This window comes from Pontibacter indicus, from assembly GCF_900156345.1.
In the GTDB taxonomy this organism is placed as follows: domain Bacteria; phylum Bacteroidota; class Bacteroidia; order Cytophagales; family Hymenobacteraceae; genus Pontibacter; species Pontibacter indicus.
Genome location: NZ_FTPP01000003.1, coordinates 153,718 through 178,600 on the forward strand (window position 1 = coordinate 153,718; position 24,883 = coordinate 178,600).

At 50.1% G+C, this 24,883-nt stretch carries 24 protein-coding genes; 11 read left to right on the forward strand and 13 right to left on the reverse strand.

Annotated features, from left to right (window positions below; genetic code table 11):
• Positions 1-35: 35 nt before the first annotated feature.
• From B0B12_RS15445 to B0B12_RS15470, 7 genes are all read right to left on the reverse strand, one after another.
• Positions 36-1,535: a carboxypeptidase-like regulatory domain-containing protein gene (locus B0B12_RS15445; protein ID WP_076670720.1), complete on the reverse strand. Its 1,500-nt coding sequence runs from the start codon at positions 1,533-1,535 to the stop codon at positions 36-38.
• Positions 1,536-1,742: 207 nt separating this feature from the next.
• Positions 1,743-2,087 (reverse strand): curli-like amyloid fiber formation chaperone CsgH, encoded by a 345-nt coding sequence (gene csgH / locus B0B12_RS20790; protein WP_425298501.1) that lies wholly within the window; start codon positions 2,085-2,087, stop codon positions 1,743-1,745.
• 30 nt (positions 2,088-2,117) lie between these two features.
• Positions 2,118-2,702, reverse strand: a complete 585-nt coding sequence (locus B0B12_RS15450; protein WP_076670722.1) for a hypothetical protein — start codon at positions 2,700-2,702, stop codon at positions 2,118-2,120.
• 78 nt (positions 2,703-2,780) lie between these two features.
• On the reverse strand, positions 2,781-4,163 hold the full coding sequence (locus tag B0B12_RS15455; protein ID WP_076670724.1) for a hypothetical protein: 1,383 nt from the start codon (positions 4,161-4,163) through the stop codon (positions 2,781-2,783).
• Between the two features lie 348 nt (positions 4,164-4,511).
• A complete protein-coding gene (locus B0B12_RS15460) occupies positions 4,512-5,909 on the reverse strand; it encodes a CsgG/HfaB family protein (RefSeq protein WP_083704251.1) in 1,398 nt (465 codons plus the stop codon).
• Between the two features lie 55 nt (positions 5,910-5,964).
• Positions 5,965-6,393, reverse strand: coding sequence for a curli production assembly/transport component CsgF (locus B0B12_RS15465; RefSeq protein ID WP_076670726.1), 429 nt, complete (start codon positions 6,391-6,393; stop codon positions 5,965-5,967).
• A gap of 36 nt (positions 6,394-6,429) precedes the next feature.
• Positions 6,430-6,912 carry a CsgE family curli-type amyloid fiber assembly protein gene (locus B0B12_RS15470; protein ID WP_170871887.1) on the reverse strand — a complete coding sequence of 161 codons (483 nt, stop codon included), beginning with the start codon at positions 6,910-6,912 and terminating at the stop codon, positions 6,430-6,432.
• A gap of 270 nt (positions 6,913-7,182) precedes the next feature.
• Here B0B12_RS15470 and B0B12_RS20690 point away from each other — a divergent pair, with 270 nt between their 5' ends.
• The gene (locus B0B12_RS20690; RefSeq protein WP_280173753.1) at positions 7,183-7,305 is read left to right on the forward strand and encodes a hypothetical protein; all 123 of its coding nucleotides are present in this window, start codon (positions 7,183-7,185) and stop codon (positions 7,303-7,305) included.
• 12 nt (positions 7,306-7,317) lie between these two features.
• Here the strand turns inward: B0B12_RS20690 and B0B12_RS15475 are convergent, their stop codons facing one another.
• Positions 7,318-7,608: a restriction endonuclease gene (locus tag B0B12_RS15475; RefSeq protein WP_076670730.1), complete on the reverse strand. Its 291-nt coding sequence runs from the start codon at positions 7,606-7,608 to the stop codon at positions 7,318-7,320.
• A 561-nt stretch (positions 7,609-8,169) separates the two neighbouring features.
• On the opposite strand from B0B12_RS15475, the gene B0B12_RS15480 reads away from it, so the two are divergent.
• A complete protein-coding gene (locus B0B12_RS15480; RefSeq protein ID WP_076670732.1) occupies positions 8,170-9,426 on the forward strand; it encodes an MFS transporter in 1,257 nt (418 codons plus the stop codon).
• A gap of 42 nt (positions 9,427-9,468) precedes the next feature.
• On the opposite strand, the gene B0B12_RS15485 is transcribed toward B0B12_RS15480, so the two are convergent.
• The 4 genes from B0B12_RS15485 to B0B12_RS15500 are packed head-to-tail and all read right to left on the reverse strand — an operon-like array spanning position 9,469 to position 11,703.
• Positions 9,469-9,891 (reverse strand): response regulator, encoded by a 423-nt coding sequence (locus B0B12_RS15485; protein WP_076670734.1) that lies wholly within the window; start codon positions 9,889-9,891, stop codon positions 9,469-9,471.
• A gap of 11 nt (positions 9,892-9,902) precedes the next feature.
• Positions 9,903-10,733, reverse strand: coding sequence for a sensor histidine kinase (locus tag B0B12_RS15490; RefSeq protein ID WP_076670736.1), 831 nt, complete (start codon positions 10,731-10,733; stop codon positions 9,903-9,905).
• Positions 10,730-11,389, reverse strand: a complete 660-nt coding sequence (locus B0B12_RS15495; protein WP_076670738.1) for a hypothetical protein — start codon at positions 11,387-11,389, stop codon at positions 10,730-10,732. Before B0B12_RS15495 ends, B0B12_RS15490 begins: the two co-directional genes overlap by 4 nt.
• The gene (locus B0B12_RS15500; protein ID WP_076670739.1) at positions 11,389-11,703 is read right to left on the reverse strand and encodes a hypothetical protein; all 315 of its coding nucleotides are present in this window, start codon (positions 11,701-11,703) and stop codon (positions 11,389-11,391) included. Before B0B12_RS15500 ends, B0B12_RS15495 begins: the two co-directional genes overlap by 1 nt.
• 112 nt (positions 11,704-11,815) lie before the next feature.
• Between B0B12_RS15500 and B0B12_RS15505 the strand changes: the two genes are divergently transcribed.
• Positions 11,816-12,613 carry a class I SAM-dependent methyltransferase gene (locus B0B12_RS15505; protein WP_076670741.1) on the forward strand — a complete coding sequence of 266 codons (798 nt, stop codon included), beginning with the start codon at positions 11,816-11,818 and terminating at the stop codon, positions 12,611-12,613.
• 861 nt (positions 12,614-13,474) lie between these two features.
• On the opposite strand, the gene B0B12_RS15510 is transcribed toward B0B12_RS15505, so the two are convergent.
• Positions 13,475-14,710 carry a lipase family protein gene (locus B0B12_RS15510; protein ID WP_076670743.1) on the reverse strand — a complete coding sequence of 412 codons (1,236 nt, stop codon included), beginning with the start codon at positions 14,708-14,710 and terminating at the stop codon, positions 13,475-13,477.
• 233 nt (positions 14,711-14,943) lie between these two features.
• Here B0B12_RS15510 and trxA point away from each other — a divergent pair, with 233 nt between their 5' ends.
• From trxA to B0B12_RS15550, 8 genes are all read left to right on the forward strand, one after another.
• Complete coding sequence (gene trxA / locus B0B12_RS15515; RefSeq protein ID WP_076670744.1) at positions 14,944-15,249, forward strand: thioredoxin; 306 nt, start codon at positions 14,944-14,946, stop codon at positions 15,247-15,249.
• Positions 15,250-15,771: 522 nt separating this feature from the next.
• Positions 15,772-17,025, forward strand: a complete 1,254-nt coding sequence (locus tag B0B12_RS15520) for an efflux RND transporter periplasmic adaptor subunit (protein WP_076670745.1) — start codon at positions 15,772-15,774, stop codon at positions 17,023-17,025.
• Between the two features lie 121 nt (positions 17,026-17,146).
• Positions 17,147-17,866, forward strand: coding sequence for an ABC transporter ATP-binding protein (locus B0B12_RS15525; RefSeq protein ID WP_076670748.1), 720 nt, complete (start codon positions 17,147-17,149; stop codon positions 17,864-17,866).
• Positions 17,867-18,021: 155 nt separating this feature from the next.
• Positions 18,022-19,248: a hypothetical protein gene (locus tag B0B12_RS15530; protein ID WP_076671314.1), complete on the forward strand. Its 1,227-nt coding sequence runs from the start codon at positions 18,022-18,024 to the stop codon at positions 19,246-19,248.
• A gap of 3 nt (positions 19,249-19,251) precedes the next feature.
• Positions 19,252-19,704, forward strand: coding sequence for a DoxX family protein (locus B0B12_RS15535; RefSeq protein ID WP_076670750.1), 453 nt, complete (start codon positions 19,252-19,254; stop codon positions 19,702-19,704).
• A 23-nt stretch (positions 19,705-19,727) separates the two neighbouring features.
• On the forward strand, positions 19,728-21,599 hold the full coding sequence (locus B0B12_RS15540; protein ID WP_076670752.1) for a M61 family metallopeptidase: 1,872 nt from the start codon (positions 19,728-19,730) through the stop codon (positions 21,597-21,599).
• A gap of 158 nt (positions 21,600-21,757) precedes the next feature.
• Positions 21,758-24,067 (forward strand): TonB-dependent receptor, encoded by a 2,310-nt coding sequence (locus B0B12_RS15545; protein WP_076670754.1) that lies wholly within the window; start codon positions 21,758-21,760, stop codon positions 24,065-24,067.
• Complete coding sequence (locus tag B0B12_RS15550; RefSeq protein WP_076670756.1) at positions 24,067-24,882, forward strand: DUF4249 domain-containing protein; 816 nt, start codon at positions 24,067-24,069, stop codon at positions 24,880-24,882. Before B0B12_RS15545 ends, B0B12_RS15550 begins: the two co-directional genes overlap by 1 nt.
• The last annotated feature ends 1 nt before the right edge of the window (position 24,883 follow it).

Consider the following 24,883-nt stretch of genomic DNA (forward strand, 5'->3'; position numbering starts at 1 on the left):
AGGTCTCTGCATAAGGCACCATGAATTTGTCTCCCTTACTTATAGTCAGGCATAGTGGCATTTTCGAATAACCTCACCCGACTTCTGCCCCCAGACACATCCATCATCCATACTGAGCTTGGGCCTACTCCATCGTTTGGTGCGTTAGTAAAGATTATTTTTGATCCGTCAGAAGAGAATCGAGGGAAGAGGTCATTCGTACCGTTAGGTTTACTGGTCGAGAGATTGGTGACACGGGAGGTTTCAATATTTTTTATAAAAATTTGAGCGTTCAATTGGCGTCCAGCGGTATTTTCGAAGCCTTCCACATCTTGGGTGTATAGCACATTCTTGCCATTAACAGAAAACGTAGGACTTTCTATTCGGCCAGGAAGATTTTCTACTAGGAGTGTCATATTGCTGCCGTCCGAATTCATAATGTAAATCTCAGAGTCATTGATATTTGAACCGATGGTCTGAACAACAATCTTATCTCCGCTAGCCGTCCAGTCGATCAAACGGAAATGTCTGTTAGCGGGTGCCTTTGCAATTAATCTAAGTCCTGTCCCATTGCGGTTGATCAGGTATAAGTTTTCGTAATGGGTATAGAGTAGTTGTCCGCCATCAGGAGACCAGGTAAATCCTATACCTTGATTATGATAACCCGCGACAGGTATGGTAGTTAATTGCCGCTTATTGGAGCCATCCCGATTCATAGTATAGATATGTATGTCGGTACCAATGTTAGAAGAGTAGGCTATCAGGTCTCGTATTGGACTTATAACGGGCCACCACTCTCTGCCAAACGAGGATGTCAGTCTAAATACATTTGCTGATGTACCATCAGAACTGTATATATCATAATTCCCATCTACTGCACGGGCAAAAACATAACGGGTCACTGGCATAGCGTAAGTAGTAAAACTCCATACCGGGCCGTTCGTTACTGCACCACGTCTGTTCTTCACGGTCACTTGCCAGAAATAAGTAGTATTAAATTTCAGGTTAGAGGCGACCACTGTTGTGTCTCGGATGTTCTGCACTAGCAGCCTTTTTTCAGCGACACCAGATTCGTAAAGATATACGTTATAGGTCAGGCTATCAGAAGGTCGTGCCTCAGGGCTACTCCACTTCAGAGTTAATGAAATATTCTGATCTTGTAAATTATCTGCAGGCGATACCAGTGTTGGCGGCCCTGGAGCAAAAGTGGCCGGGTTCTCAGGAACCATCAGGATAGTAACAGTTGTCCGGTTGTCGTTTTTGACAGCAACAGCCACACTCTCTGATTTATAACCACTTTTACGAGCTAAAAGTGTATAATTTCCACCTGCAACTGGATCTAGCAGGAAACTACCATCCTCATCAGAAGCAATAGCTGAGGTAGCAGGGTTGCTGGTTACGGCTACTCCAGCTAAGACTCCACCAGTGTCGGCGTCTCGAACTTCTCCTGCAATAGAACCCTCTCCAACTGGTTCAATAGTGTCCTCGTTGCAGGCAGAAAATCCTATAAGTAATAAAAAGGCACAAAAAAACCTAAGGGTAGTTACTTGGAGCATAAATGCTGATAGTTAGTGAATCAGTACAATGGATCCGATTACTTAACAAAAATCTAAAAGTTTAAAAAAATTCATATATATTTATATACGAATAAACTATCTACTTGTTGCTATGCTTAGATGAAATTATACAGTTACACTTTTTCCATGGAAAAGAAACAGACTGCTTACAATATTAATATTATAATTATCAATGCAGCAGTTATCCTATAGTTGTGGAACTGTTAATGAATGACTTGCCATTAGTTGATTTTCGCTATAAATCTCCAATAATAAGCTGTAACTATCGGAGGGTCTGATAGACAATGAAGTTTTTGAAAGGGCTATTGCTTGGCCGGATGCAGCTACAAAACTTCCAGACTGACTGTTTGCTGATTTGCCACTTGCTGAAACGCGAATGCATTTGAATTTATAAGTAAAGCATACAGTCTGTGAGCTCTTGTTTTTAAAGTTGTTAGATACTAGAAGTAAGTCGTTGTTGCGCTGTGTATGCATATTTGCTACATATTGCGACTCTTTTTGGGTAATGTTGCTTGCATTATACATAATCATAAGGGAGTTAAAGATGAAAAATCTAAACGATCATTTTTTGATAGGTGCTGCCTGTGAGGGAATCCAATTTCCCTGTTCAATTGTGATGTTCATATTGTTGCCTTCCTGCACTACCCTATAAGATTTTGAGTTCAGACCTGTCTCTACCTGGTTAATGGTATTATTATTCCCGAACTGTAGAAGAGTGTGCTCTAAATTCGCACCTTTGATGACTTGATTAATACTATTGCTTTGTCCTTGCTGATGTACCTGGGTTGTATTGTGTATACCTTGCACCTGGCCAGTGTAGGTATTATTTTCTCCAATCTGCTTAGTCTCCATGCGATTCCCCATGCCCTGCTGCTGCAAACTGGCTCGGTTGTAGTCTCCCACCTGCATGATAAATGCACTATTGGATTGAGGTAATGAGTTTTTCTGTATAATGGCCGCATTGTTTGCAGCCCCTAACTGATGTATTTGGGCTCCTCCTTTATTCGTATCGCTGGACACAGGGTTAATTTTATGCTCCGTTTTTAACTGTTTTAATAGTTCATCCTCGTTTTTAACCGCCTGCCCAAACGCAGTCTCCTGTAGAACTAAAATAGAGACAATAAGTGCTAGTAATTTATTTTTCATAACAGATACGCATTTGAAAATTTAAAAAAATCTCTTGGGCATGCAGAACCGCATCCCCAAGAGATCATGCTGTTTAAATTATTGGTTGATGGTAGACACGTTGCCCGTTCCGTTTTGAATTACAGTGGCATTGTTCATCATACCACCCTGCGTAACAGTAGAGATATTAGCGCCACCCATTTGCATAGTAGTGCTTGTTCCTAAAACTCCAGATTGAGTCACACTAGCGTTGTTACCTGTACCAATTTGGTAAGTCAAAGCTCCGTTACCTGCTCCCGACTGGGTAATAACAGCATTGTTTGATGTACCTTCCTGATAAGTTCCAGAGTAGTTACCTGTGCCTGACTGATTGACTACTATAGTGTTCAAATCACCAACCTGTAATGTACCTGCAACATTACCAGTACCTGTCTGAGTAACATCAGCACCGTTAGAGTTGCCCACTTGATCTACTGTAGCGATGTGCGAACTTCCACCCTGGTCGATAACTGCAGTGTTAGCATCACCAGTTTGGCTTGTTTCTGCCTCGTTCAGATCTCCAATTTGATTGATTGATGAACTGTTATCCAGACCGGCTTGGAAAGCTGCGCCAAAATTTGCGGTTCCAGCCTGGTTAATGATGGCACTGTTTCTGGCACCGCCTTCCTGAAGTACTGCAGCAGCGTTCTCGGATCCCACCTGGCTCACTTCAATAGTGTTGTACTCACCGCCTATCTGATCGGTGCCAGCGTAGTTTAAGTCGCCCTCCTGATCGATATCTGCACTATTACGGAAACCTTCTTCCTGATATGCCTCGACAAGGTTATTTTCGCCCATTTGATCGATGCCTACAGCATTTCGTAAGCCACCTAGCTGGTCAACATAAGAAATGTTAACTTCTCCGTCCTGGTCAACTCTGGCTTGATTTCTTTCACCACCTACCTGGGTTACCCACGCCTCATTGGCATCACCTGTCTGATCAATCTCTATTTGGTTTCTCACACCGCCATCCTGAACTGTAACAGCCGCATTCATCAAACCATCCTGATCTACGTCAGTATAGTTGGCGGCACCGACAATTTGTGTCACGTTCGTAGCATTGTTGTCACCATCCTGGTCGATGTCAATAAGGTTTCCCTCGCCACCCTCCTGTAAGGTTGCAGCATCATTTGCCAGGCCAGCCTGTCTAATATCTACTAGATTTGTAGCGCCGCCATTTTGAGCTGCATTGGCCACATTGCTAACGCCTGACTGTCGCACTCCAGCTACATTTACCGCACCTCCAGTCTGTAATACAGTTGATGAGTTTAGATCACCCTCCTGCGCAACAACTGCTGCGTTCATGGTACCGAGTGTTTGGGTAACGGTAGACGTATTTGTGTTACCGGTTTGAGTGGCCACAGCGCTGTTAGCTACTTGAGCAAAAGCTGAACCTGACATGAGAAGTGCGATCGCACTTGCGCAGATAAATGTTTTTTTCATAATTTTAAATTGTAGATGGTTTATAAATTATTATACTATAACTATACCATCAAACAATTTTAATAGTTTCATATTTATATTAAAAAATTATATTTATTAATTAATAATTTATACTATATTTTTATAAGTATAATTGTATCTAAATATATGAATTTTTTTTAATTATTTTGAGGGATGCTATGCATTGGTAAATAATTAAAACTTGTGGTAAATCAATTTTGCTTTAAGCCGCTTACTTTTATCAAAATCACTTGCTAGGGACTCTTTAAACATCCTGTCTATTAAATGCGAATTTTATCGTTCAGTGTAAACCATAAACTCCTGTATAGAAAAACTGGATGGAAAAGGCTATTTATACAGGCCGAAATAGAAATTTATTCCTGCTTTACCAGAATAGAAATAGTCATTGAATCTGCCTTGCTCTAGCCCGTCAATTCTGTCATTAAACATATAAGAACTGGAAAAACCGAAGTCTATACCCAAGCGGTTGGTTAACAGATACTCCATGCCTACCCCTGCTTTTACATAGGGGTGCCAGCCGTTTGACTTTATGTCATTCAAGAAATCTCCTAGACCATTTCCTCTTACCAACACACCAGCACCAAGCTGCAAATAAGGCGTATACCTGAGCTTTGGAAATAGATTATAATTAATATTTACCTCTCCGTAATTAATCGTTTGTGAGAAATTCTGTTGTGCGGCCAGTGTGCCCCGCCCAACTCTAGTATCGAAGACAATATTTTTGTTTGTGCTAGCCCTGAATCCTAGTTCTGCTATTGGCTTAATAGCTTGCTTACTATAATCCCCATTATACTGCATCAGACCTGCTGCTGCGCTAAAGCCGATCAAGCCTCGGCGATTCTCCATTTTTTGGCCGTGAATGTCAGTGTGCTGAATATCTTCTCGCTCATGGAAGTAAGCCTGAATAATTGGGTGCTCAAGGTCGTCCTTATTCTTAAGCTTCCAATAGCCCGCTTGTATTCCCTCAATAACAAGGCTCTGCACCGCTTTATCAATGGCCTCTTTCACAGCTATTTCTGAGGGCTCATTGTAAGTAAAGCCTGTTTCGGCTTCTAGGAGACGTTTAAATTTCACATATCTAAATAGCCCAAAATCAATTGCCTGCGACAGTATTGTCTTCGAGGTATAGACTGTTTTCAGTATCTCACCGGTACTCGTAGAGATAGCCCGCAGGTATACTGTCACCTTATCTTCACGGTACTGCCCTGAGCCACCCGCTCCAAAATATCTTAGGCCGGCACCACCTGTCACTACATTGGCATCGTAAGAGATAATCCCCCCCTCCAAGATAATGCCGGCAAATAGCAAGCCGGGTAATATAGGTTCCCGCTTCCCGGTAATGGCCTCTGCCTCTGCTCTTGTAGAGCGAATTATCTTGCGTTCGTTTAGCAAATTGCCAAGATTCTCCCGCTCAATAGGAGAAAACCAACCCGATTCCTCAAGCGACTTCAGTAGTATGGTGGTTGTGCCCTGGGTAATGGCTGTTGACCAGTTGGCGCCATTTGCGGATGGTTTGTACTGCCCGGTCTGATCTCTAAACTTATAAACCGCTGCCACAACTTTCTGCTGAGGAGGTGGTAAGTTTACCAAATCTTCGTTACCTGGAGCAGGAACGCCCAACATGGCCCGGCTTGTTTGCATTGGTTGGTTAAAATACGGGGCACAGCCATGTATAGCGCACAGAGAAACGAAGACTAAAAAGCCTCTCCAATTTAATCGCAGCATAAATAAGGGTATAAGGGTAGGGTTATGGAGTACAAATACTATCTTCTGCTAACTATTAATAGTAGGGTATAGTAACAGTTGTTCGGTTTCCAGTACCCTTATCTAAAATATTGATACTTATGCCTGACATTCCCTCTGAGACCTCAATATCATAATTGCCTATAGTATACTCTCCTGGAGCCAGCCCTTCCTCTCCGAACTGAGACGTCACCAGTTGTCTGGACAGTTGATTGAGTATCTGCCGATTTAGGCTTTCCTGAAAATCCTTCAACGGATCTCTATTGAAAAGACTGGCATTAGATTCGTTCGGATCTTTAAGTTTATCCTGAGCCTGAGCAGAGCTCTGCAGCCACTGGTAGTTAAAGGTTTCTCCCCCAAAAGCAGGGTTCTTAGCTTGATATACCATATCTTGTGCTGATACGTCTTCGCTGAAGAGCAAGCAGAGCATTAAGGCGAGTGAGAGGGCGTAAACATTTTTTTTCATCGGATTAGAGCGTGTAATATATAGGGTGATTATTATTTAGTACACTTCATAAGCTTTTCTACCCTCAGCTTCTAATTGCTGGTTTAGCTGATTATTTACAACATACTCTGTTATAAAAGTCACTGCGTAAGTAGACACCTCTTCTATCATGTCATATCTGGGTTGCAAAATGTATTCGAAAACCGGCTCATCATTAACAACTAAAATTACATATGCACCGTTACCCCGCGTTGGCTTTTCTTGAATTAGGATAGTGTAGTTCTTCACGTCTGGGGGTGCTTCCCACTGCCTGTTAAAAATATCGTAGAAATCCCTTCCTATTTTCGTAATTGTTTCATCTACTATCAATCCATCGATCTCTAAATCGGCTGATTTAATAAACCGTTCAAGTGTCTGATTTTTCTGCTCTATTCTTTGCTCCTTATCTTCATAAGAAATGGTATCCTGTTGAATTGTGTCTTTTGGTGACAACTTATTATGAAGTATATCTCGAGTTTGTGAAAATGCTGTAAATGTCATGAAATACAATAAGCCCATGAATAGCAAGGTAAATAGCCTGGGTTTAATATGCCATACAGGGATAGACACTGACATATATTGTATATAAACAACATTATATACTCTTATACTACTTGATATTTAAATAAGTTACTATTTAAATTATAAATAATTATATAAGTTAACATATTGCATAGTAACTTAGATAGATTCTATAATAAAAGGCCTGCCTCGGGATTTGAATAATTTCAATCTGAGTCACAGTTTTTGAACTGAATGTAAATCCGCCGCTTGCTGAACCCGCACGCCTACCCTGCTGGTCTGGAGGCAGGCTTCCACCAGTTCAAGACCGAGCTGGTGCTGGCCCTGCGCGAGAAAGGCGAGGCTGCTTTGAAGGAGCGGCAGGCACAGTAGCGAGGTTATACCTTAGCGTTTGCGGCCGCGCCTGTTGGCAATGCGCTCGATGCGCTTGCCGCGCACCCATTTGAGGTATTTCTGCAGGTCTTCGGCCTGCTGCAGGGCGGGTATGGAATTGTATAAGGTGGCCAGTTCGCGGTTGCTGAAAGTCAGGTGCAGGGTGCTGTGGCAGGGCTGACACAGCTCGGCAGTGGCCCCGTAGCGGCCGCCTTCCTCCCGGGGTACTAAGTGGTGGCGCGAGAGGGTCTGCACCTCCCGGCCACAAAGTTCGCAGATCTGTTCCACCTCTTTCTTTGCCATACCGTTTCTACACTGTGTGCAAGCGCTCTGTTGCAATGTACGTTGCCTGATACTTTACAACAACCCCTCGGGCTTCATGCCCGAGGCTCGTTTGTACAGGCATCTTTGGTAATGATTATCTCAGATTGACCGCTGCCAATCAGCTTATGGAAGCCTTCAGCCAAGCAAGCCTCTCCTGTAATGTATAGTGCTCCTCCTTCCTGACTAAAACATTTGACCTGCTCGCAAGGTTTATATGTGCCGCATTTGGCTTATCTCGCCCAAAACCGGCTGCTCTTTATCGCTTGCCTGGCGCACAAGAAAGTATTTGTTGTACAGGCATAGCAGCCTCGAGCCCAATTGCGTATACACAGGGTTTTCTGGATGGCTGATTCGCTCTGTCATACCTGGTTAAGGGAAATAAACCACTGTTCAATTAGCTGATCAGGTGTGTGGCGGACTATCGCTATTGTCAGCAGGTATGTCAACTGCTACAGGGTGAGTGCAGAAATAAAATATACCGCCAGGCAGACGTAAATTATTTGTACATTGGCGCCCTGTTTTGATTTCAATGTTTAAACTATGAATAAATTTCAGGATCATAATCCTGCTTCAATAACGGCTCCTGCCCATGAGTCCCTGGTGCCGAAAGTGCAGATCCGGGAGGGCCTGCTGATCTTTTTGCTGGCGGCGATCCAGTTCACGCACATGATGGACTTCGTGATCATGATGCCGCTGGGTCCGCAGCTGATGCGGGTGTTCAGCATCTCTCCCAGCAAGTTCGGCTTGCTTGTGTCGGCCTATACCTTCAGTGCGGCCATTGCCGGTTTTGTCAGTGCCCTCTTCATCGACCGTTTCGACCGCAAGCATGCCTTGCTGGCGCTATACGTCGGTTTCATTGTAGGTACCCTGGGCTGTGCGCTGGCGCCTAACTATGAGCTGCTGCTGCTGGCCCGGGTGGTGGCTGGTGGATTTGGCGGCGTACTGGGCGCGCTGGTGTTAGCCGTTATTGGCGATGCCATTCCGGAGCAGCGGCGGGGCGCGGCCACGGGTCGGGTGATGGCGGCATTCTCGGTGGCATCTATTGCCGGTATACCCGTTGGCCTATACCTGGCCAGTGAGATGAGCTGGCATGCTCCTTTCTATCTGCTCGTTGGACTCAGCGTGGTAATCCTGCTGGTAGGCGCCCGCTTTCTGCCGCCCATGCACGGGCACCTGACCAATGCCAGACGCGGCAATCCGTTCCGAGCGCTTCAGGCGATGGTGGTACAGCCCAACCTGCAGTGGGCCATGGCGCTCACTGTTACCCTTACTATGGCTGGCTTTCTGGTGGTGCCGTTCATCAGTCCTTACATGGTGGCCAATGTGGGCTTTACGGAGCGCGACCTCAGCTACATCTACCTGTTTGGTGGCCTGGCCACGGTGTTCACCTCCCAGTGGGCGGGGCGCCTGGCCGACAGGTATGGCAAGCACTTCATCTTCCGGTGGGCCGCCATTCTCTCCATCATCCCGATCGTGCTTATCACCAACCTGCCGCCGGTGGGTATGGTGCTGGCACTCACGGTTTCTACGTTCTTCTTTATTCTGTTCGGAGCCCGCTTTGTGCCGGCCATGTCGCTGGTCACGTCCAGCGTGGAGCCGGAGCTACGCGGTAGCTTCATGAGCATCAACTCTTCGGTGCAGCAGCTGGGCGCAGGTATAGCGGCCTTCGTAAGTGGTCTTATTGTGCAGGAAACGGCCAGTGGAACGCTCACGCATTACAACTGGGTGGGCATTATGGCGAGTGTGGTCACGCTGGTGGCCGTGTGGACGGTGAGCCGCGTCCGGTCGGTAGGCTGACAGGTATAAAAAAAGCCGCTCGTAAGGGCGGCTTTTCTATTCTTATCGTAGCGAGAAGTAATTCGGAGTGAAAACGGGGTAATAAGTTTTGCCGTTTCGGAGCAGTTGCAGTACCTCCCGCAGTTCCTCGGGATCGGCGCTTTTGAGCAGGTAGCCGTGCACGCCTTCGTCGAGCAGCTTCTTCACCAGCTCCTCTTCCCCGTACATCGACACCACCAGAATCCTCACTTTTTTGTACTTGCTGAGCACATAGCGGGCCACGGCTATACCATCCATATCCGGCATTTCGAGGTCCAGCATGATGATATCCGGCAGATTGCTTTCTATTTTCTCGAGCAGCTCTACACCATTGGATGCGTCACTTATCACAGTGATCTCATGGAAACCCTTCAGAATCTCGATGACGCCCTTTCGGAAAAGGGTATGATCGTCGGCGATGGCGAGTGTAAGTGGCTGCAGCTCCATAATAGCAAACCCTAGTTAAGCATACCAAAGTTATAAATAATAACGAGAATAAAAGCAACGGGGACCACTATTTCAGCTTTTATGCCGGCGCCCACCCTCGAAAAGAAGTTAATGGCCCCATTCAGCAGGTCTACGCGGCTCTGCATATTCCTGAGTCCCAAACCGCCGCTTACTCCACCCGCATCCAGGGTGGCATCGTAGTTAAATCCTTTGCCATTGTCGGTATAGCGCAGGGTCAGTTTGTCATCCTCGCGATGCAGGTTGATCGTGATCAGGGTCGCCTCGGCATACTTCAGGGTGTTGTTCAGGAGCTCCTGCAGAATGCGGAAGAGCAGCAGTTCCTGCCGGGCTTCGAGCCGTAGCTTCTCCAGGTTGTGGGTAAACTTCACCTCTAGTCCACTGTCGGGCGGTACTGAGTGGGCCAGACTGTTGATGGCCTGCACCAACCCCATTTTATCAAGCACTACGGGCAACAGGTCATGCGAGATGCGGCGCACGCTCTGGATGGCCTCGTCGAGCAGTTCTTTGGAGCGGTGGGCTGTTTCGGCGGCTGCTTCGTTTTCGGCGCACTTGCGCTCTACCTGCCCAATGTTGAGCCGAATGAGGGCCAGCATGCCGCCCACTTCGTCGTGCAGGTCACGGGCTACGCGGCGGCGTTCTTCCTCCTGCGCGTCAAGGGCTGCCTCCAGCATCTGCCGCTGCCGCAACTCCTGCAACTCACGCAGGTGCTCCTGGTGCTGCAGCATACGCCGCTGGTAGGCAAACACGAACACAATAATGCCAATGGCGAGCACCAGCAGAACAGGCGTGATGATGAGTAAAGGCGTTAAGGTTTCTATCATGCGGCCATCCTCCTTAATATAAAAACATGGCTAGCGTAAAACAGGATAACCAACACCATATTGATGGCTACACAAATGCGTGCCGCATCGTTTGAAATAGCCAGCGCCTCATTAAAAATTGCATAGGACATACTTGTTCCGGCATAATAAATCAGGATGGCGCAACTCAGCAAGAACATCGGGTCACGATCCAGGTAAATGATTTTAGCATTGTTGGCGACCTTGTAAAAGTAAGTGATGGCCATTATAATCAGCATGGCATTGGCCGCTATCCTCGACACAGAGTTCATCCTCGTCAATCCGTCTATGATAAAGGCATCGTAGTAAATGAGTATACACAGCCCCACTACCCCGACAATGATGGATCGTTTGAGTGGGGTGGTGTCAAAACTATAATAAAATATACCTGCCAAAACACTGAAGCCGAATAAGGTATAAAGAGGAGCCAGCCAAAGATTGTTAGTGGTGCCGATCATCACTGTTATCCGGGACGCAGCTTCTGTCAACACGCCAATGGTTATGAAAAGAAACAGCAGCACGAATCTTGTATCCTTCCGCCTTTTGATAAGCCCCAGGCCTATTACAAAAGGCAAAAGGGGACTCAATACGGCGACCCATTTCAGAGAAGGATAGATATGTGCCAGGAAGAACTCCATTAGCCAGCTAACTCGCTTTTGTTAACAGAACAGTCAGGAGGACAGGGCGAGGCTAGGTCCAGGATCAGGCCTTCGGTCATGTCGTTGCCTTCAGCGTCTGTTCCGACCAGCAGCAATTGCTGTTCTCCGTTGTCATCCAAGGCATAGTAGATGCGCATCGCCACGCAGTTTTCCTGTGCGAGAAGCTCCTTGACGGTGTCGGCCCCGAACAGATGCGAGTTGGTTTTGCCTCTGCCGCTTGATCTGTACCGGGCTGTCCATCTTTTTGCCTGGTCACGTGTTATCGGCCCACCTTCTTTTCCTGTGATTTCCATGGGTTGTTACTTGTTCGTAGAGAAGATTAAATGTAAATATATAAAATTTTAGATAAAGCAATTTATAGTATTTTTATCTATCCAACAATCTGTCATTTAAGGAATAGAGCATATGGAACAGGAATATTTTGAAGCAAACCGGCAGGCCTGGAACCTGCGGACAGCCGTGCACAAGAATTCGGCATTTTATGATGTCGCCGGGTTTAAGGCGGGAAAGTCCAGCCTGAATGCCATTGAGCTGGAGGAGGTGGGAGATGTAGTGGGCAAGCGTCTGCTGCACCTGCAATGCCACTTCGGGCAAGACACCCTTTCCTGGGCCAGGTTGGGCGCCGAAGCCACCGGAATAGACCTGTCGGATGAGGCGATAAAAGAGGCGGAAAAACTGAATCGCGAGCTTGGCCTGGATGCCCGCTTTGTATGCTCTAATGTATATGATCTGAAGGAAAACCTGCAGGGGCAGTTCGATATCGTGTTCACCTCCTACGGGGTGATCGGCTGGCTGCCCGACCTGAACCGATGGGCAGAGGTGATCGCGCATTTCCTGAAGCCGGGCGGCACGTTCTACATGGCCGAGTTTCATCCAGTGGTGTGGATGTTCGACAATGAGTTCGCACAAGTACAGTACCCATACCACAACACCTCTGAGCCGATCGTTGAAGAGCAAACCGGCACCTACGCTGACCGTGACGCACCGATCAGGTACAAGGAATACTCCTGGAACCACAGCCTGAGCGAAGTGATCACGGCGCTGCTGAACCAAGGCTTGAAACTAGAGCTCTTCCACGAATTCCCCTACTCGCCCTACAATTGCTTCAGCCATACCGTGCAAGGCCCCGACGGCTACTGGCGCATCAAACACCTACAAAACCTGATTCCGATGGTGTATTCTGTGAAGTGTAGGAAAATGTAGGGATAACTGATACAGGCTGGTTTAACCTGAGGGAAGGCTTCTCATCCTGCTGCCTAGGATTACCTCCCCCTGATCCCCTCCTAAAAACAGGAGGGGGAGCTGTGCACACCTGTCAGCCCCGCTTTTTTAGTCTGAATCAGGATTTTCAGGATTAGGGGATTTTCAGGATTCCGGTGCATGATTAACACACCCCTGCCCCTCTCTTTAAAGAGGGCCCCTACCCCCAGAGGGGAATTTCGGGCACTGCTATTTCTAGGGTATACGCACCGTGGCTATGGTATAGCCGTAGAAGAGTGTCATCCTCCTCCAAACACAGAGGAATAGTTGCAGGTAACTATCCCCTTCAGGGGATTATAGGGGTGTTGATTCACTACCCAGATGTGAATAGCTGGGCAAATTGCTTTTTCCTCACACATGTATACACCCCTCTGCGCTCCCCTCGAGGGGAGAGTTAGCCGTTACCACTTTTAAGGGATTGGCTTTGTAGTTTCAGTCATTGCAAACGACACGTGGCAGGTATAGAAAGACTAACTTGCACGCTGGCTATGAAACAAGTAGCGTTGCCAGGTGCACCAAATGATTACCCACTGTTCGAGCGGTCAGCGAGTTTGGGGAATCTTGACTTTTTTGCCTACTGGGGGTAGGGGCCCTCGATTTTTGTGTCAAGACAAAAAGTAGGGCCCGCCCGGCCAGGGCAAAAGCCAGCTATGCAATAGCAAAACCGCTATAGCCACAACCGCCGCTGTTACGCTAGGTATGGGGCAGCTATTCTGCTTGCTTAGCTATACCTATACCTAGGCCAGAGGCCCCACTAAACCAGATACTAGCGTGGACGCCCACGCCATTAAACTATACTTACCTTTACGGCTTCACCTCAAACGACTGCATCCAGGGAATCAAATCAGTGAGCATCGGAATCAGGCTGCTGCCGTGCGTGCCGTTTTGAATAGGGATAAGCTCCAGGTTCGGGGCACCGGCCGCCTTCATGCGTTCATACGTTTGCTTCGAATTGGTATAGGGCACAATCACATCGGCAGTGCCATGGTATAGACGTGTCGGGCTTTGCGGTACCCAATTGTTAAAGCTATTTTCCTGTAGCGCCTTTTTAAGTTCCTGCTCGCCATTGCCACGGAGCCCTTCCAGAAAAGAAGCTGAGAACAAACGCTCCGTTTGGGTGGTCAGTTGTTGGTTGATGGCGCTGCCGCTGTGCTGCCCGTTGAACATGGTAGCCAGTCGGGTGGCGTAAGGCTCCTGGTAAAAATCGGTGAGCGGACGGTTCCACTCGTAGGTTTTGTTGTAGCTCATCAGCACATAAGCCAGGTAGGACGGATAGGTATAGGGCTTGCCCGCCACCACATCCGCCAGCATTTCGGTTAGGTCGTAGCCACCAGCGCCGGCGCCGGAGGCCGTTATTTTCAGGCCATGTTGTGGGTTGGTTTCAATTTCCTTTTGCGCTGCCAGTGTCACGTAGCCGCCTTCGGAGTAACCTGCCAAAAACAGCTGTCCGTTGTCGGCTATACCTTCACGGGCGTAGAGCGACTTGGCCGCTTTAATCAGATCGACCACCGCTATACCTGATGACTGTTGATGATAGTAAGGGTGCAGTAGGTTTTTGGAGGCTCCGAAACCCAGGTAGTCGGGTATCAGCGTGATGTAGCCGCCGGAGGCGAAGACTTCGAAACCCGTCAGGCCGCCGCTTATGGCAGAAGGCGCCTCGTCGTGCTCGAAAATGGTGCCGTGTTGCACACTCAGCACTGGCGCAGGCGCAGCCAGGTTCATCGGGAGGGCAACTAAGCCAGACGCCTCAGTTTCACGGCCCTGAAATGTGGTGCGGTAGGTTAATTTGTAGATGGCGACATCATACTTGATCTGGCTTTGAAAACTACCGGCGTAGGCACCGGCCAATTGCTTGAGCGTGGCAGCATGCAAAGTGCCTACTTGTTCGGCCGACACAAGCAGTTCGCGTTCCGCGACATCTTCAGGTATAGCCGCATCGCTTTTGCTGCAGGAACTGAGCGGCAAAGTGGCCACTACAATCAGAAGGGTAATTGCCAGGGTGCTGATCCAGCGTCTCAGCTTATATTTCAGGTAGATCATGTTTCTCAAGAGAATTTTGTCAATACATTAAGCAAGCGGCCGCCGCGATAGTTCCCTATTGCCAGGCGAAGGTATAGCCGAAATGTAAGCCGCAGCTGAGCGAGGCGCAGGATCGTGCATAACAGGAAGGACCAGGTGGTTTTCTCTATTACAGTTCGGCAGGTATAGGAGCGGACTTAAGCGGTTTATCTTTTAGCTTTGTGCTTCGTAGAAACAGATTAAACAATGGAGCTATGGCAAAAAAATCATTCGCTGAACTGATCAAGAGCCCGGGTATGCCGGTACTGGTGGACTTTTATGCCGACTGGTGCGGTCCCTGCAAAACGATGAACCCCGTGGTGGAGCAGCTGGCAAAAGACTTCTCAGGCAAGCTGAAAGTCATCAAAATTAACGTGGACAAAAACCAGGCGGCCGCACAGCAGTACCGCGTGCAGGGCGTTCCGACTTTCATGCTTTTCAAAAACGGGCAGATCATCTGGAAGCAGGCCGGTGCTGTTCCGGGTCACCAACTTAGCCAGATCATTCAGCAAAATATTTAGATTTTCAGAAGGCCTCATCAGTCAGCGTCTGTAGCGGCAATCTGCCCTGAAAGTTGTTCCGGAAGCAACCTCTTTTGAGGCGCTGTCTCAGTCCAACCGTTTGTTCCAAATTCTAAGCTTAGGCTGCAGGTGGTGGAATGAGAGAAAAGCTGTTGGCTCCTTCCCCCCACCATGTTGATACGCGGTGCTATACCTGAGCCTTGCATTTTGGGTGACGAAGAAAGGCAGGAAGTTAGCTGTTACCTGCGTATCCTGGAAAATGAGTGCTCCACTACAGGGCACCCTGGTCGCTTTCCTACCTCTCTCCCGTTTCCAAAAGGCAATCCTTCCCGATCAATTCGCTATCCACCGGCAACCCGACCGGGTGTGCGCATACAGACAACCAGGTGTACGATACCGCACATTTTCGCTTTGTCTCCAGCACAAACTTGTGTTTAAATTTCTAAATATCAACCATTTAAACATAATGGCATACTTGTTGGCGTTCCCCTCCTAGCACAGTACAGAAACCCTTCTCCTGCTATGGATCGCGTCATAGAAAAGAAAAAATATACGCCGAAGAAAATCGCCGTCATCGGCGGTGCTGCCTTGGTATTGGTAGTGATTATTTACAACTTACTTTTTGCCGAGCACTCCTCTAAACTTAATGTCGACAGCAAGCGCATTACGGTGGGCACGGTAGAGAACGGCGTGTTCCAGGAATTTATCGCCATTGATGGTACGGTGGAGCCCCTCAAAACATTTTACCTGGATATAACAGAAGGCGGCCGCGTGGAGAAGATCTATACCGATGATGGCCGCATGGTGGAAAAGGGAGACACCATTCTGAAGCTCTCCAACACGACCCTGCAGATCGACTTTATGACCCGCGAGACACAGCTCTACGACCTGATGAATGAGCGGCAGAACTCCGAGATCACGATGAAGCAGGACCAGATCAGACAGCTGAACCAACTGGCCGAGACCGAATACAACCTGGCGCTGGCAGAGCGGGCCTATAACCGCAACAAGATGCTGATCGCTGAAAAAGCAATCTCGCAGGAGGAATTCGAAGCTTCAAAAGATCAATATGAATTTCTCAAAAAGCGCAAGGCACTCGGCGACCGCTCCGTAAAGCAGGACGCCAAGCTGCTGGAAGACCGCCTGCGCCAGTTGGATGAGTCGATCAGGAGAATGCAGGCCAACATCAACATGGCCCGCAACACACTGAACAACCTGTACGTCACCGCTCCCATTTCCGGTCAGCTGTCCACGCTGAAGGCGCAGGTGGGCGAGTCCAAAGGCGCTGGCGAGAACATTGGCCAGGTAGACGATATGAGCGGTTACAAGGTGAGAGCCTCGATCGACGAGCATTATATCTCCCGAATATACCCCGGTCTGGAGGGCAACTTCGATTTCAACGGCCAGAATTATAAGCTAAAGGTAGCCAAAGTGTTTCCGGAAGTACAGAGCGGCACTTTTCAGGTAGATCTGGAATTTGCCGAAGCAGGCGCTCCGCAAGGTATACGCCGTGGCCAGACCCTGCAGATCAGGCTGAACCTGAACGATGGAGGCCAGGCGATGCTCCTGCCACGCGGTGGCTTTTACCAAAGCACAGGCGGCAGTTGGATATTCGTGGTGAGCGAATCGGGCAATTATGCGACCAAGCGCAGCATCAAGCTAGGACGCCAGAACCCCAGGCATTACGAGGTGCTGGAGGGACTGCAGCCGGGCGAGAAAGTGGTGCTGTCCTCCTACGAAAGCTACGGCGACATAGACAGGCTTGAATTAAAGTAGATGTAGAGATTTGAAGATGGGAGTGTAAAACACTAGTGTATACCGCTTGAAATTTATCAATCAACAATTACCAATCAACAGACAACAAGTTAACCATCAACAATTTAACAATTAAGCTACCATGAGCAAGGAAGAATTCATCATCGAGACGAAGCAGTTGGAGAAGAAATACCTGACCGACACGGTTGAGACGACTGCACTGGCGGGGGTGGACCTGCGCATTGCCAAAGGAGAATTCGTGGCGGTGATGGGGCCATCCGGTTGTGGCAAGTCCACATTGCTCAACATCCTGGGCCTGCTCGACAGTCCTTCGGGCGGCACTTTCCACTTCATGGGCCAGGACATCAGCCGCGCATCGGAGCGACAGCGCGCCAAGATCCGCAAGCAGAATTTGGGCTTTGTGTTCCAGAGTTTCAATCTGATCGACGAGCTCACGGTAGAGGAAAACATCAGCATGCCGCTCGATTACCTGGGTGTCCCGGCCGCCGAAGCAAAAAAGCGCGTGCAGGAGGCTATGGAACGCATGGGTATCGCTCACCGTCACGCCCATTTTCCGCAACAGCTCTCCGGTGGTCAGCAACAGCGTGTCGCCATCGCCCGCGCCACAGTTTCCAACCCCAGCCTGATCCTGGCGGACGAACCAACCGGTAACCTGGACTCAGTACACGGCCGCGAGGTGATGGCCCTGCTATCGGAGCTCAACGACGCAGGCACTACAGTGGTCATGGTGACGCACTCCCCTTCTGACGCCGAATACGCACACCGCATCGTGAACCTATTTGACGGGCAGATCGTGACAGAAAGCCTCAACGCCAGAAGGCAGGCGGCGGAGTTGCTATAGGTATAGGCGCAACCGAGGACTTTGGCGAAGTGATGATTGAAGCCAAAAAACCGCTTTACACGCTCACTTACTGGCAAATCCAGCAATTATTGAAAAAATATTTACAGCCTGAAGCAGCCTTTGGGCCCAAAAGTGCATCATTGAAAATAAAAATTATGCGAAAAACCTCTACCATCTTCTATGCTTCCGTTGCTGCCGGCATATTGAGTATGCTGGACCTGCGACCTGCCGCCTCCACCAGCCTGCGCATCCTGACGGGCGTGGAAGTCATGCCACAGGACACCATCAAGACAAAGAAAAAAAACGAGAACGTCCGGATACAGGTAGGTGGCAAGGGGAAAGATGGCAAGGACGGAGAGCAGGTATACATCAACTCGAACGACAACAAGCGCGAAGAGCTGAAAAGCAAGGGAACCATCACCCTCACCGATGACCTGAAAGACATCAAAAGCATCTCTCCGAACGGCTACCTCCGGTATATGCGCTCGGTCAACGACCACACCAGGCGGCTGGAGATTTCGAGTGATGCCAAGGGTAATGTAAGTCGCACTTATTCTGAGAACGGCAAGCAAATAGCCTACGAACCGGCGGGCACAGCGTGGCTGCAGCAGATAATGCCTGACCTGATGGCCAACACTGGTATAGGTATAGCGGAGCTGGTAAACAACCTGTATGGCAAGTCGGGTGCGAAAGGCGTGCTGGCGGAGGCCGAAAAAGCAGGCAGCGACCATGCCCGAATGCGCTTTGTGCAGCACCTGTACCAGCAGCCCAACCTGAAGCACGCCGACGTGAAACTGATGCTGCAGTTTGTGGACAAGCACGTGACCTCCGATTACGAACGTCGCAAAGCCCTCGGCAATGTGTCCGCTTCGCATCTGCAGAACAAAGACGTTGCAGGCAGTTACCTGCAGGTGAGCAATAAAATCAGCTCGGACTATGAGCGCCGCAAGGCCCTGCTATACCTGCTCGAGACGCCCGGCCTGAGCAACGAGAGCATGTCAACGGCGCTGGAACAGACCGGCAAAATCTCCTCTGACTACGAAAAGGCCAAGGTACTGCAGCAACTGGCCAAGCAGCCCGGGTTTATTCAAAACAACTACAAGCCAGCCTTCTCCGTCATCGATAAAATTTCGTCGGACTACGAGAAAGCAAAGACCATCAACGCCGTTCTGAAGAGCCATACCTTGTCACAGGCCCAGTACAAAGCGCTGCTGCCGGTTGTGAGCCGCATGGGTTCTGATTACGAAAAAGGGAAAGTGTTGCGCAACATAGCCGCTGCCATACCTGCCGATGCTAAAGAGTTGCGGGCAGAAGTGGAGAAAGCAGCCAACACCATGGGCTCTGACTACGAGAAGCAGAAAGTCCTCAGCGCCCTCCGATAACCGATGAAAATAGCCGCTTTTGATTTCTTTCGCCGCCACAGGGCCTATGGCGTAGTCTTTTTGCGGTTCGCCATGGGCGTTTTCCTGATCTATGGCGTGCAGGACAATGTGTTCAGCTGGGAGCGCATGCTCGAGTTCCGGGATTTTTTGCAGGCCCACGGGTTGCCCTATCCCCTGGTGGCCGCACACCTCTCCGTCTATACCCAGTTTCTGATCGGCCTGATGCTCCTGCTGGGTTGGGGCGTCCGGATAGCCGGTCTGTTGCTTATCATCAATTTCACGGCTGCTATCCTGATCGTGCACATCGGGCAGTCGTTTCCGCAGTACTACCCGGCTGCTGAGCTCATTTTCGCAGGTTTCTTTTACCTGTTCAACGGTGCCGGCCCCCTTTCCGTCGATTCTTCTCTGGAGAAAAGGCAAGTACAAATCCAAAAGCAGCCCATGACCGTTAACTAGGTGTTAACTCACGTCTGCTCTACATGAAATTAACCAAAACGATCCTTTTCCTGCTGATCAGCCTGCATTTTGGCTGTTCTTCTGTTGCCACACAATCAAGTTCAGAACCTCGCTACGCCGTCTCCATCGACCTCACGCAAGTGAAAGGCGACAAAGTACCGGTAAGTGTGCGTCCGCCGGCCATCAAGCAGGGCGAGGCCATTTACAACATGCCCAAGATCGTGCCCGGAACTTATTCGGTGTCTGATTTTGGCAAATTTGTATCGGAGTTCCAGGCGCTGGACAAGCAGGGCAAACCGCTGCCCGTCGAGCGCATCGACACCAACCGCTGGCGCATCACCCAGGCCCAGAACCTGGATAAGATCACCTATTGGGTGGACGATACCTTTGACGCTGCCCGCCGGCAGGACGTAGTCTTTGAGCCGGGTGGCACCAACATCGAAGAAGGCAAGAATTTCCTGCTCAACGCATTCGGCTTCGTGGGTTATTTCGACGGACTGAAGCAGGTGCCTTACGAGCTCACCGTTACCAAACCCGAGGGCTTTTATGGCTCCACGGCGCTGCAGGCCACTTCCAGCACCGCCACTGCCGACACTTACAACGTGCCCAATTATGTGGAGCTGGCCGACTCGCCGCTGATGTATAACAAGCCGGATACGACGATAGTCAATCTTGGCGAGACAAACGTGCTGGTGTCCGTTTACTCCCCTACCGGCCGCGTTACCTCCAAACCCATTGCCGACAACATCCGCGACATTCTGGAGGCGCAGCGCAGTTACCTCGGCGGCACGCTGCCCGTCGATAAGTATGCTTTCCTGATTTACGTGCCCGAGCGACCAGGCAAATCGGGCTCTTACGGGGCGCTTGAGCACTCCAACTCCTCGGTTTATTACCTGCCTGAGATGCCCGAAGAGCGCTTCAACAGCACCATGCGCGATGTGGCCGCCCACGAATTTTTTCATATCGTGACGCCGCTCTCCATCCAGTCCGAGGAGATCCACGATTTTGATTTCATCAACCCCCGCATGTCGAAGCACCTGTGGCTGTATGAGGGCGTGACGGAGTACTTCGCCTCGCATGTGCAGGTGCACGAAAATCTGATCTCGGTCGATGAGTTCATGCTCAAGATCCGGGAGTACATTTTCAGCTCCATGGCCTTTAACGATACGCTGCCCTTCACGGAAATGAGCGCCAAAGTGCTCGACGAGCATGAAAAAGAGTATGGCAACGTGTACCAGAAAGGCGCCCTGATCGGGATGGCGCTGGACATACAGCTGCGCGACCTTTCGGATGGCAAGTACGGCTTGGTGGACCTGATGCAGGACCTGGCCAAAACCTATGGCAAAGGCAAGCCCTTTAAAGACGACGAGCTCTTCGATAAAATAGCGGAACTCACCTACCCTGAGATACGGACCTTCTTTGCCCGCTACGTGGAGGGCAACGAGCGGCTGCCTTTGGCCGAGCTGTTCGAGAAAGTGGGCGTCCGATACGAGCCGGTGGCGGTGCAGCTGGTTAACTCCTACGGGGGCTTTGTGCCGGGCTACGACCGCGAAGCAGATAAAATTACGGTGGCTGAAGCCGATGACATGGACGAGTTCGGGAAGCAGATGGGCTTTAAGGAGGGCGACCAGTTACTGGCTTTCAACGGCAAGGAAGTCACCCCCATGAACATCCGCGACATCATTGGCGAAGAGCTGCAGGAGGCCAAACCCGGCAGCAAGATAGAGATCACCGTAGGCCGCAAAGATGCTAAAGGCCTTGTGAAACCTAAAAAGCTGACCGGTAAAGTGACTCCTGTCAAGCGGGAAGTGCTGCACCTGCTGGAGCCGGTGGAGTCGCCCACTGATCAGCAGCTTCGTCTGCGCGCCGCCTGGCTAAACGAAACCTTGCCTTAAGAAACTATACTTCAGCCCAACATTTTAGCCCGCCTGCTGTTTCAGGTATAGTAAATTTGCCCCAAATGATCTGACAATGATTGTTTTACAGGGGCAAATCAGGTTATTTGTGTACCTTTGTACCTGATTTTCCAGGCCCCAGAATTAAATTTAGTCTAATGCGCTTACCAGCTTTTGCTGTCTACCTTTTCTGTCTTTTCACCCTCTTTGCCTCCGATGTGTTTGCGCAGCGCACTTACTCGATAAGTGGCTACGTGCGCGGTAGCGAAGATGCACTCATCGGGGCCACGGTATCGGTTCCGGAGCTGCGCATAGGCGCTGTGACGGATGCCCGCGGTTTCTATACCTTGCAGCTACCGGAGGGCAGCCATACCTTGCAGGCTACCTACATTGGCTACGAGAGCACCACGCGCACCATAGAAGTTACAGATCAGAACCTGACCATCAACTTCGCGCTGCTGCCAGCCAACAGCCAGTTGCGCGAAGTCGTGATCGAGGCTAACTCCCTGCAGCAGAAGCTCAATGCCAGCCAGATGAGCGTCGAGACGCTGACCACGCGCGAAGCCAAGCTCCTGCCTGCCCTTTTCGGGGAAGTGGACCTGATCAAGACGCTGCAGCTCAAACCCGGTGTGCAGTCGGGTGGTGAAGGCGCCTCGGGGCTATACGTGCGCGGCGGTGGCCCGGACCAGAACCTGGTGTTGCTCGACGATGCCGTAGTCTACAATGCCTCGCATCTGTTTGGTTTTTTCTCGGTCTTCAACCCGGATGCCGTGGAAAGTGTGGAGTTGTACAAAGGGGGCTTCCCGGCACAGTTTGGCGGCAGGCTCTCTTCTGTGGTGGACGTAAAGATGCGCGAAGGCAACAAGGAGCGCATTGGCGTAACTGGCGGCATTGGCCTGATCGCCTCGCGCCTGACCGTGGACGGGCCGATCGTGAAAGACAAGTCCTCCTTCGTTCTCTCCGGTCGCCGCACCTATTTCGATGTTTTCACACGCCAGATCAACCGCCTGCAAGAAGGCAAAAAAGACTTCAATCCTATACCTGACTATTACTTCTACGACCTCAACGGCAAAGCCAACTACAAGCTGAGTGAGAAGGACGAGCTGTTTGTGAGCGGTTATTTCGGGCGCGACTTTTTCGGGTTCAACGACGCAGACTTTCAGTTTGGCTTCGACTGGGGCAACAAGGTGGGTGCGCTGCGTTGGCAGCACAAATTCAATCCCCGTTTTCAGGTAAACACGACACTTTCGGGCAGCAGCTACCAGTACAACGTCAGCAATAAAATCGACGTGTTCAGCTTCAACCTGACCTCCGACATCCGCGACCTGGCCCTCAAAACAGACTTCAGCCTGCTCCTGGACAAAGGCCATACCTTGCAGTTCGGCGCCATGGCCACCAAGCACAATTTCACCATCGGCCGCCTCAACTTTGACTCCGACGACGACCGGCAGAGTTTTGCGGCAGGTAACGACTACGAGGCTACCGAAGCGGCAGCCTATATAGCTGACGATTTCCAGGTAAACGCCCAACTCTCCCTCAACTACGGCCTGCGGTTGTCGGCCTTTAACAGTGGCGGGAAAACCTACGGCGCTCTGGAGCCGCGGGTCGCTGCCAAGTATAGCCTGAGCGAGAATACCTCCCTGAAGGCCAGCTACGCCAGTATGATGCAGTACATCCATTTGGTGGCCAACTCCGGCGCCTCACTGCCGACCGATATCTGGTACCCTTCCAACGACTACGTGAAGCCGCAGCGCTCGCAGCAGGTGGCCGCAGGTATAAGCCACCTTTTCGGCGAAGGCCGCTACATGGTCACCAACGAATTGTACTACAAGTGGATGCACCGCCAGATCGACTTCCGCGACGGGGCCAACCTGTTTGTGAATGATAACCTGGAGGCAGAATTCCTGTTCGGCAAAGGCGAGAGCTATGGCAACGAGGTATACCTCGAAAAGATAAAGGGGCGCACCACCGGCTGGGTAGGCTATACATTGTCGTGGAGCTACCGCCAGTTTGATGATATCAACGGGGGCCGTCGTTTCCCGACCCGCTACGACCGCCGCCACGATTTGAGCGTGGTGGTACTGCACGAGCTGAGCAAGCGCATCAACCTGACCGGTGCTTTTGTGTATGGTACCGGCAATGCCTATTCGCTGCCCGTGGCCCGTTTCGCCTTTCAGGATGTGCAGGGCAAGAACGCCACGGTGGTGCCCGTGTACAGCGACCGGAACAGCTTCCGGCTGGCCGCCTTCCACCGCCTGGACCTGGGACTGGTGCTCAAGCTTAAGCCAAAACGCGGCGAGGCCGACCTGACTTTCAGCGCCTACAATGCCTACAACCGCCGCAACCCCTACTTTGTGTATTTTGAACAGGTGAAGAACGAAGAAGATGACGAAACGCTCGGTTTTAGGGCCAAGCAGGTATCGCTCTTCCCGGTTATACCTTCTGTTACTTATAATTTCAAGTTCTGATGATGAACAGACGAATGATCTATACCTTGTTTTTGCCCCTGCTTGTTCTGCTGGCCTCCTGCGGCATGGAGCAGGAAGTGGAAGTGAAACTGCCGCCCCATGAGTCGCAGTTGGTAGTGGAGTGCTACCTGGAACCCGGTAAACCCCTGCGGGCGGTGGTACTGGAAAGTGTGAGTTACTTCAATGAACCGGAACTGCCGCTGGTGCCCGATGCGGAGGTGTTTATCACTTACCGGGGCAAAAGGATCAAACTGCCTTTCAGCCCTGTTCAGAACAAGCAAACTGGCAAATACTATACCCACCGTTTGAGTGAAAAACTGGACCTGCAGCCGGGCGATGTAGTCGGCTTGGAGGTGAAAGACGGCAAAGGGCGGCACGTGACGGGCACTACCACTATTCTGGGTAAGGTTCCGATTGAAGCTGTCGAGTGGAAGTTCAATGAGAAGGACAAGGCCTATCTGCTCACTTCTTACCAGGACGACCCCAATACGGAGAACTTCTACCGCTACATGGTACACCGCGATAGCCTCACCAACTCCTCCGACCGCGACTTCATTTCCAGCGACTGGCTCACCAATGGACAACGCGTGTCCCACGGTTCTGCCTATGAGTATGAAGAAGGTGATACGCTGGTTGTTTCGCTGTACCACATTGAGCAGCAGTACTACGACTTCCTGGGCTCTGTTTCGGACGCCCGCAATGCCAACGGCAATCCTTTCGCCCAGCCTTCGCGCATTGTCTCATCGGTAAAGGGCGGCATCGGCATTTTTACAAACCTCGCTTACAACCGCAAAACGGTAGTGATCACAAAGTAAA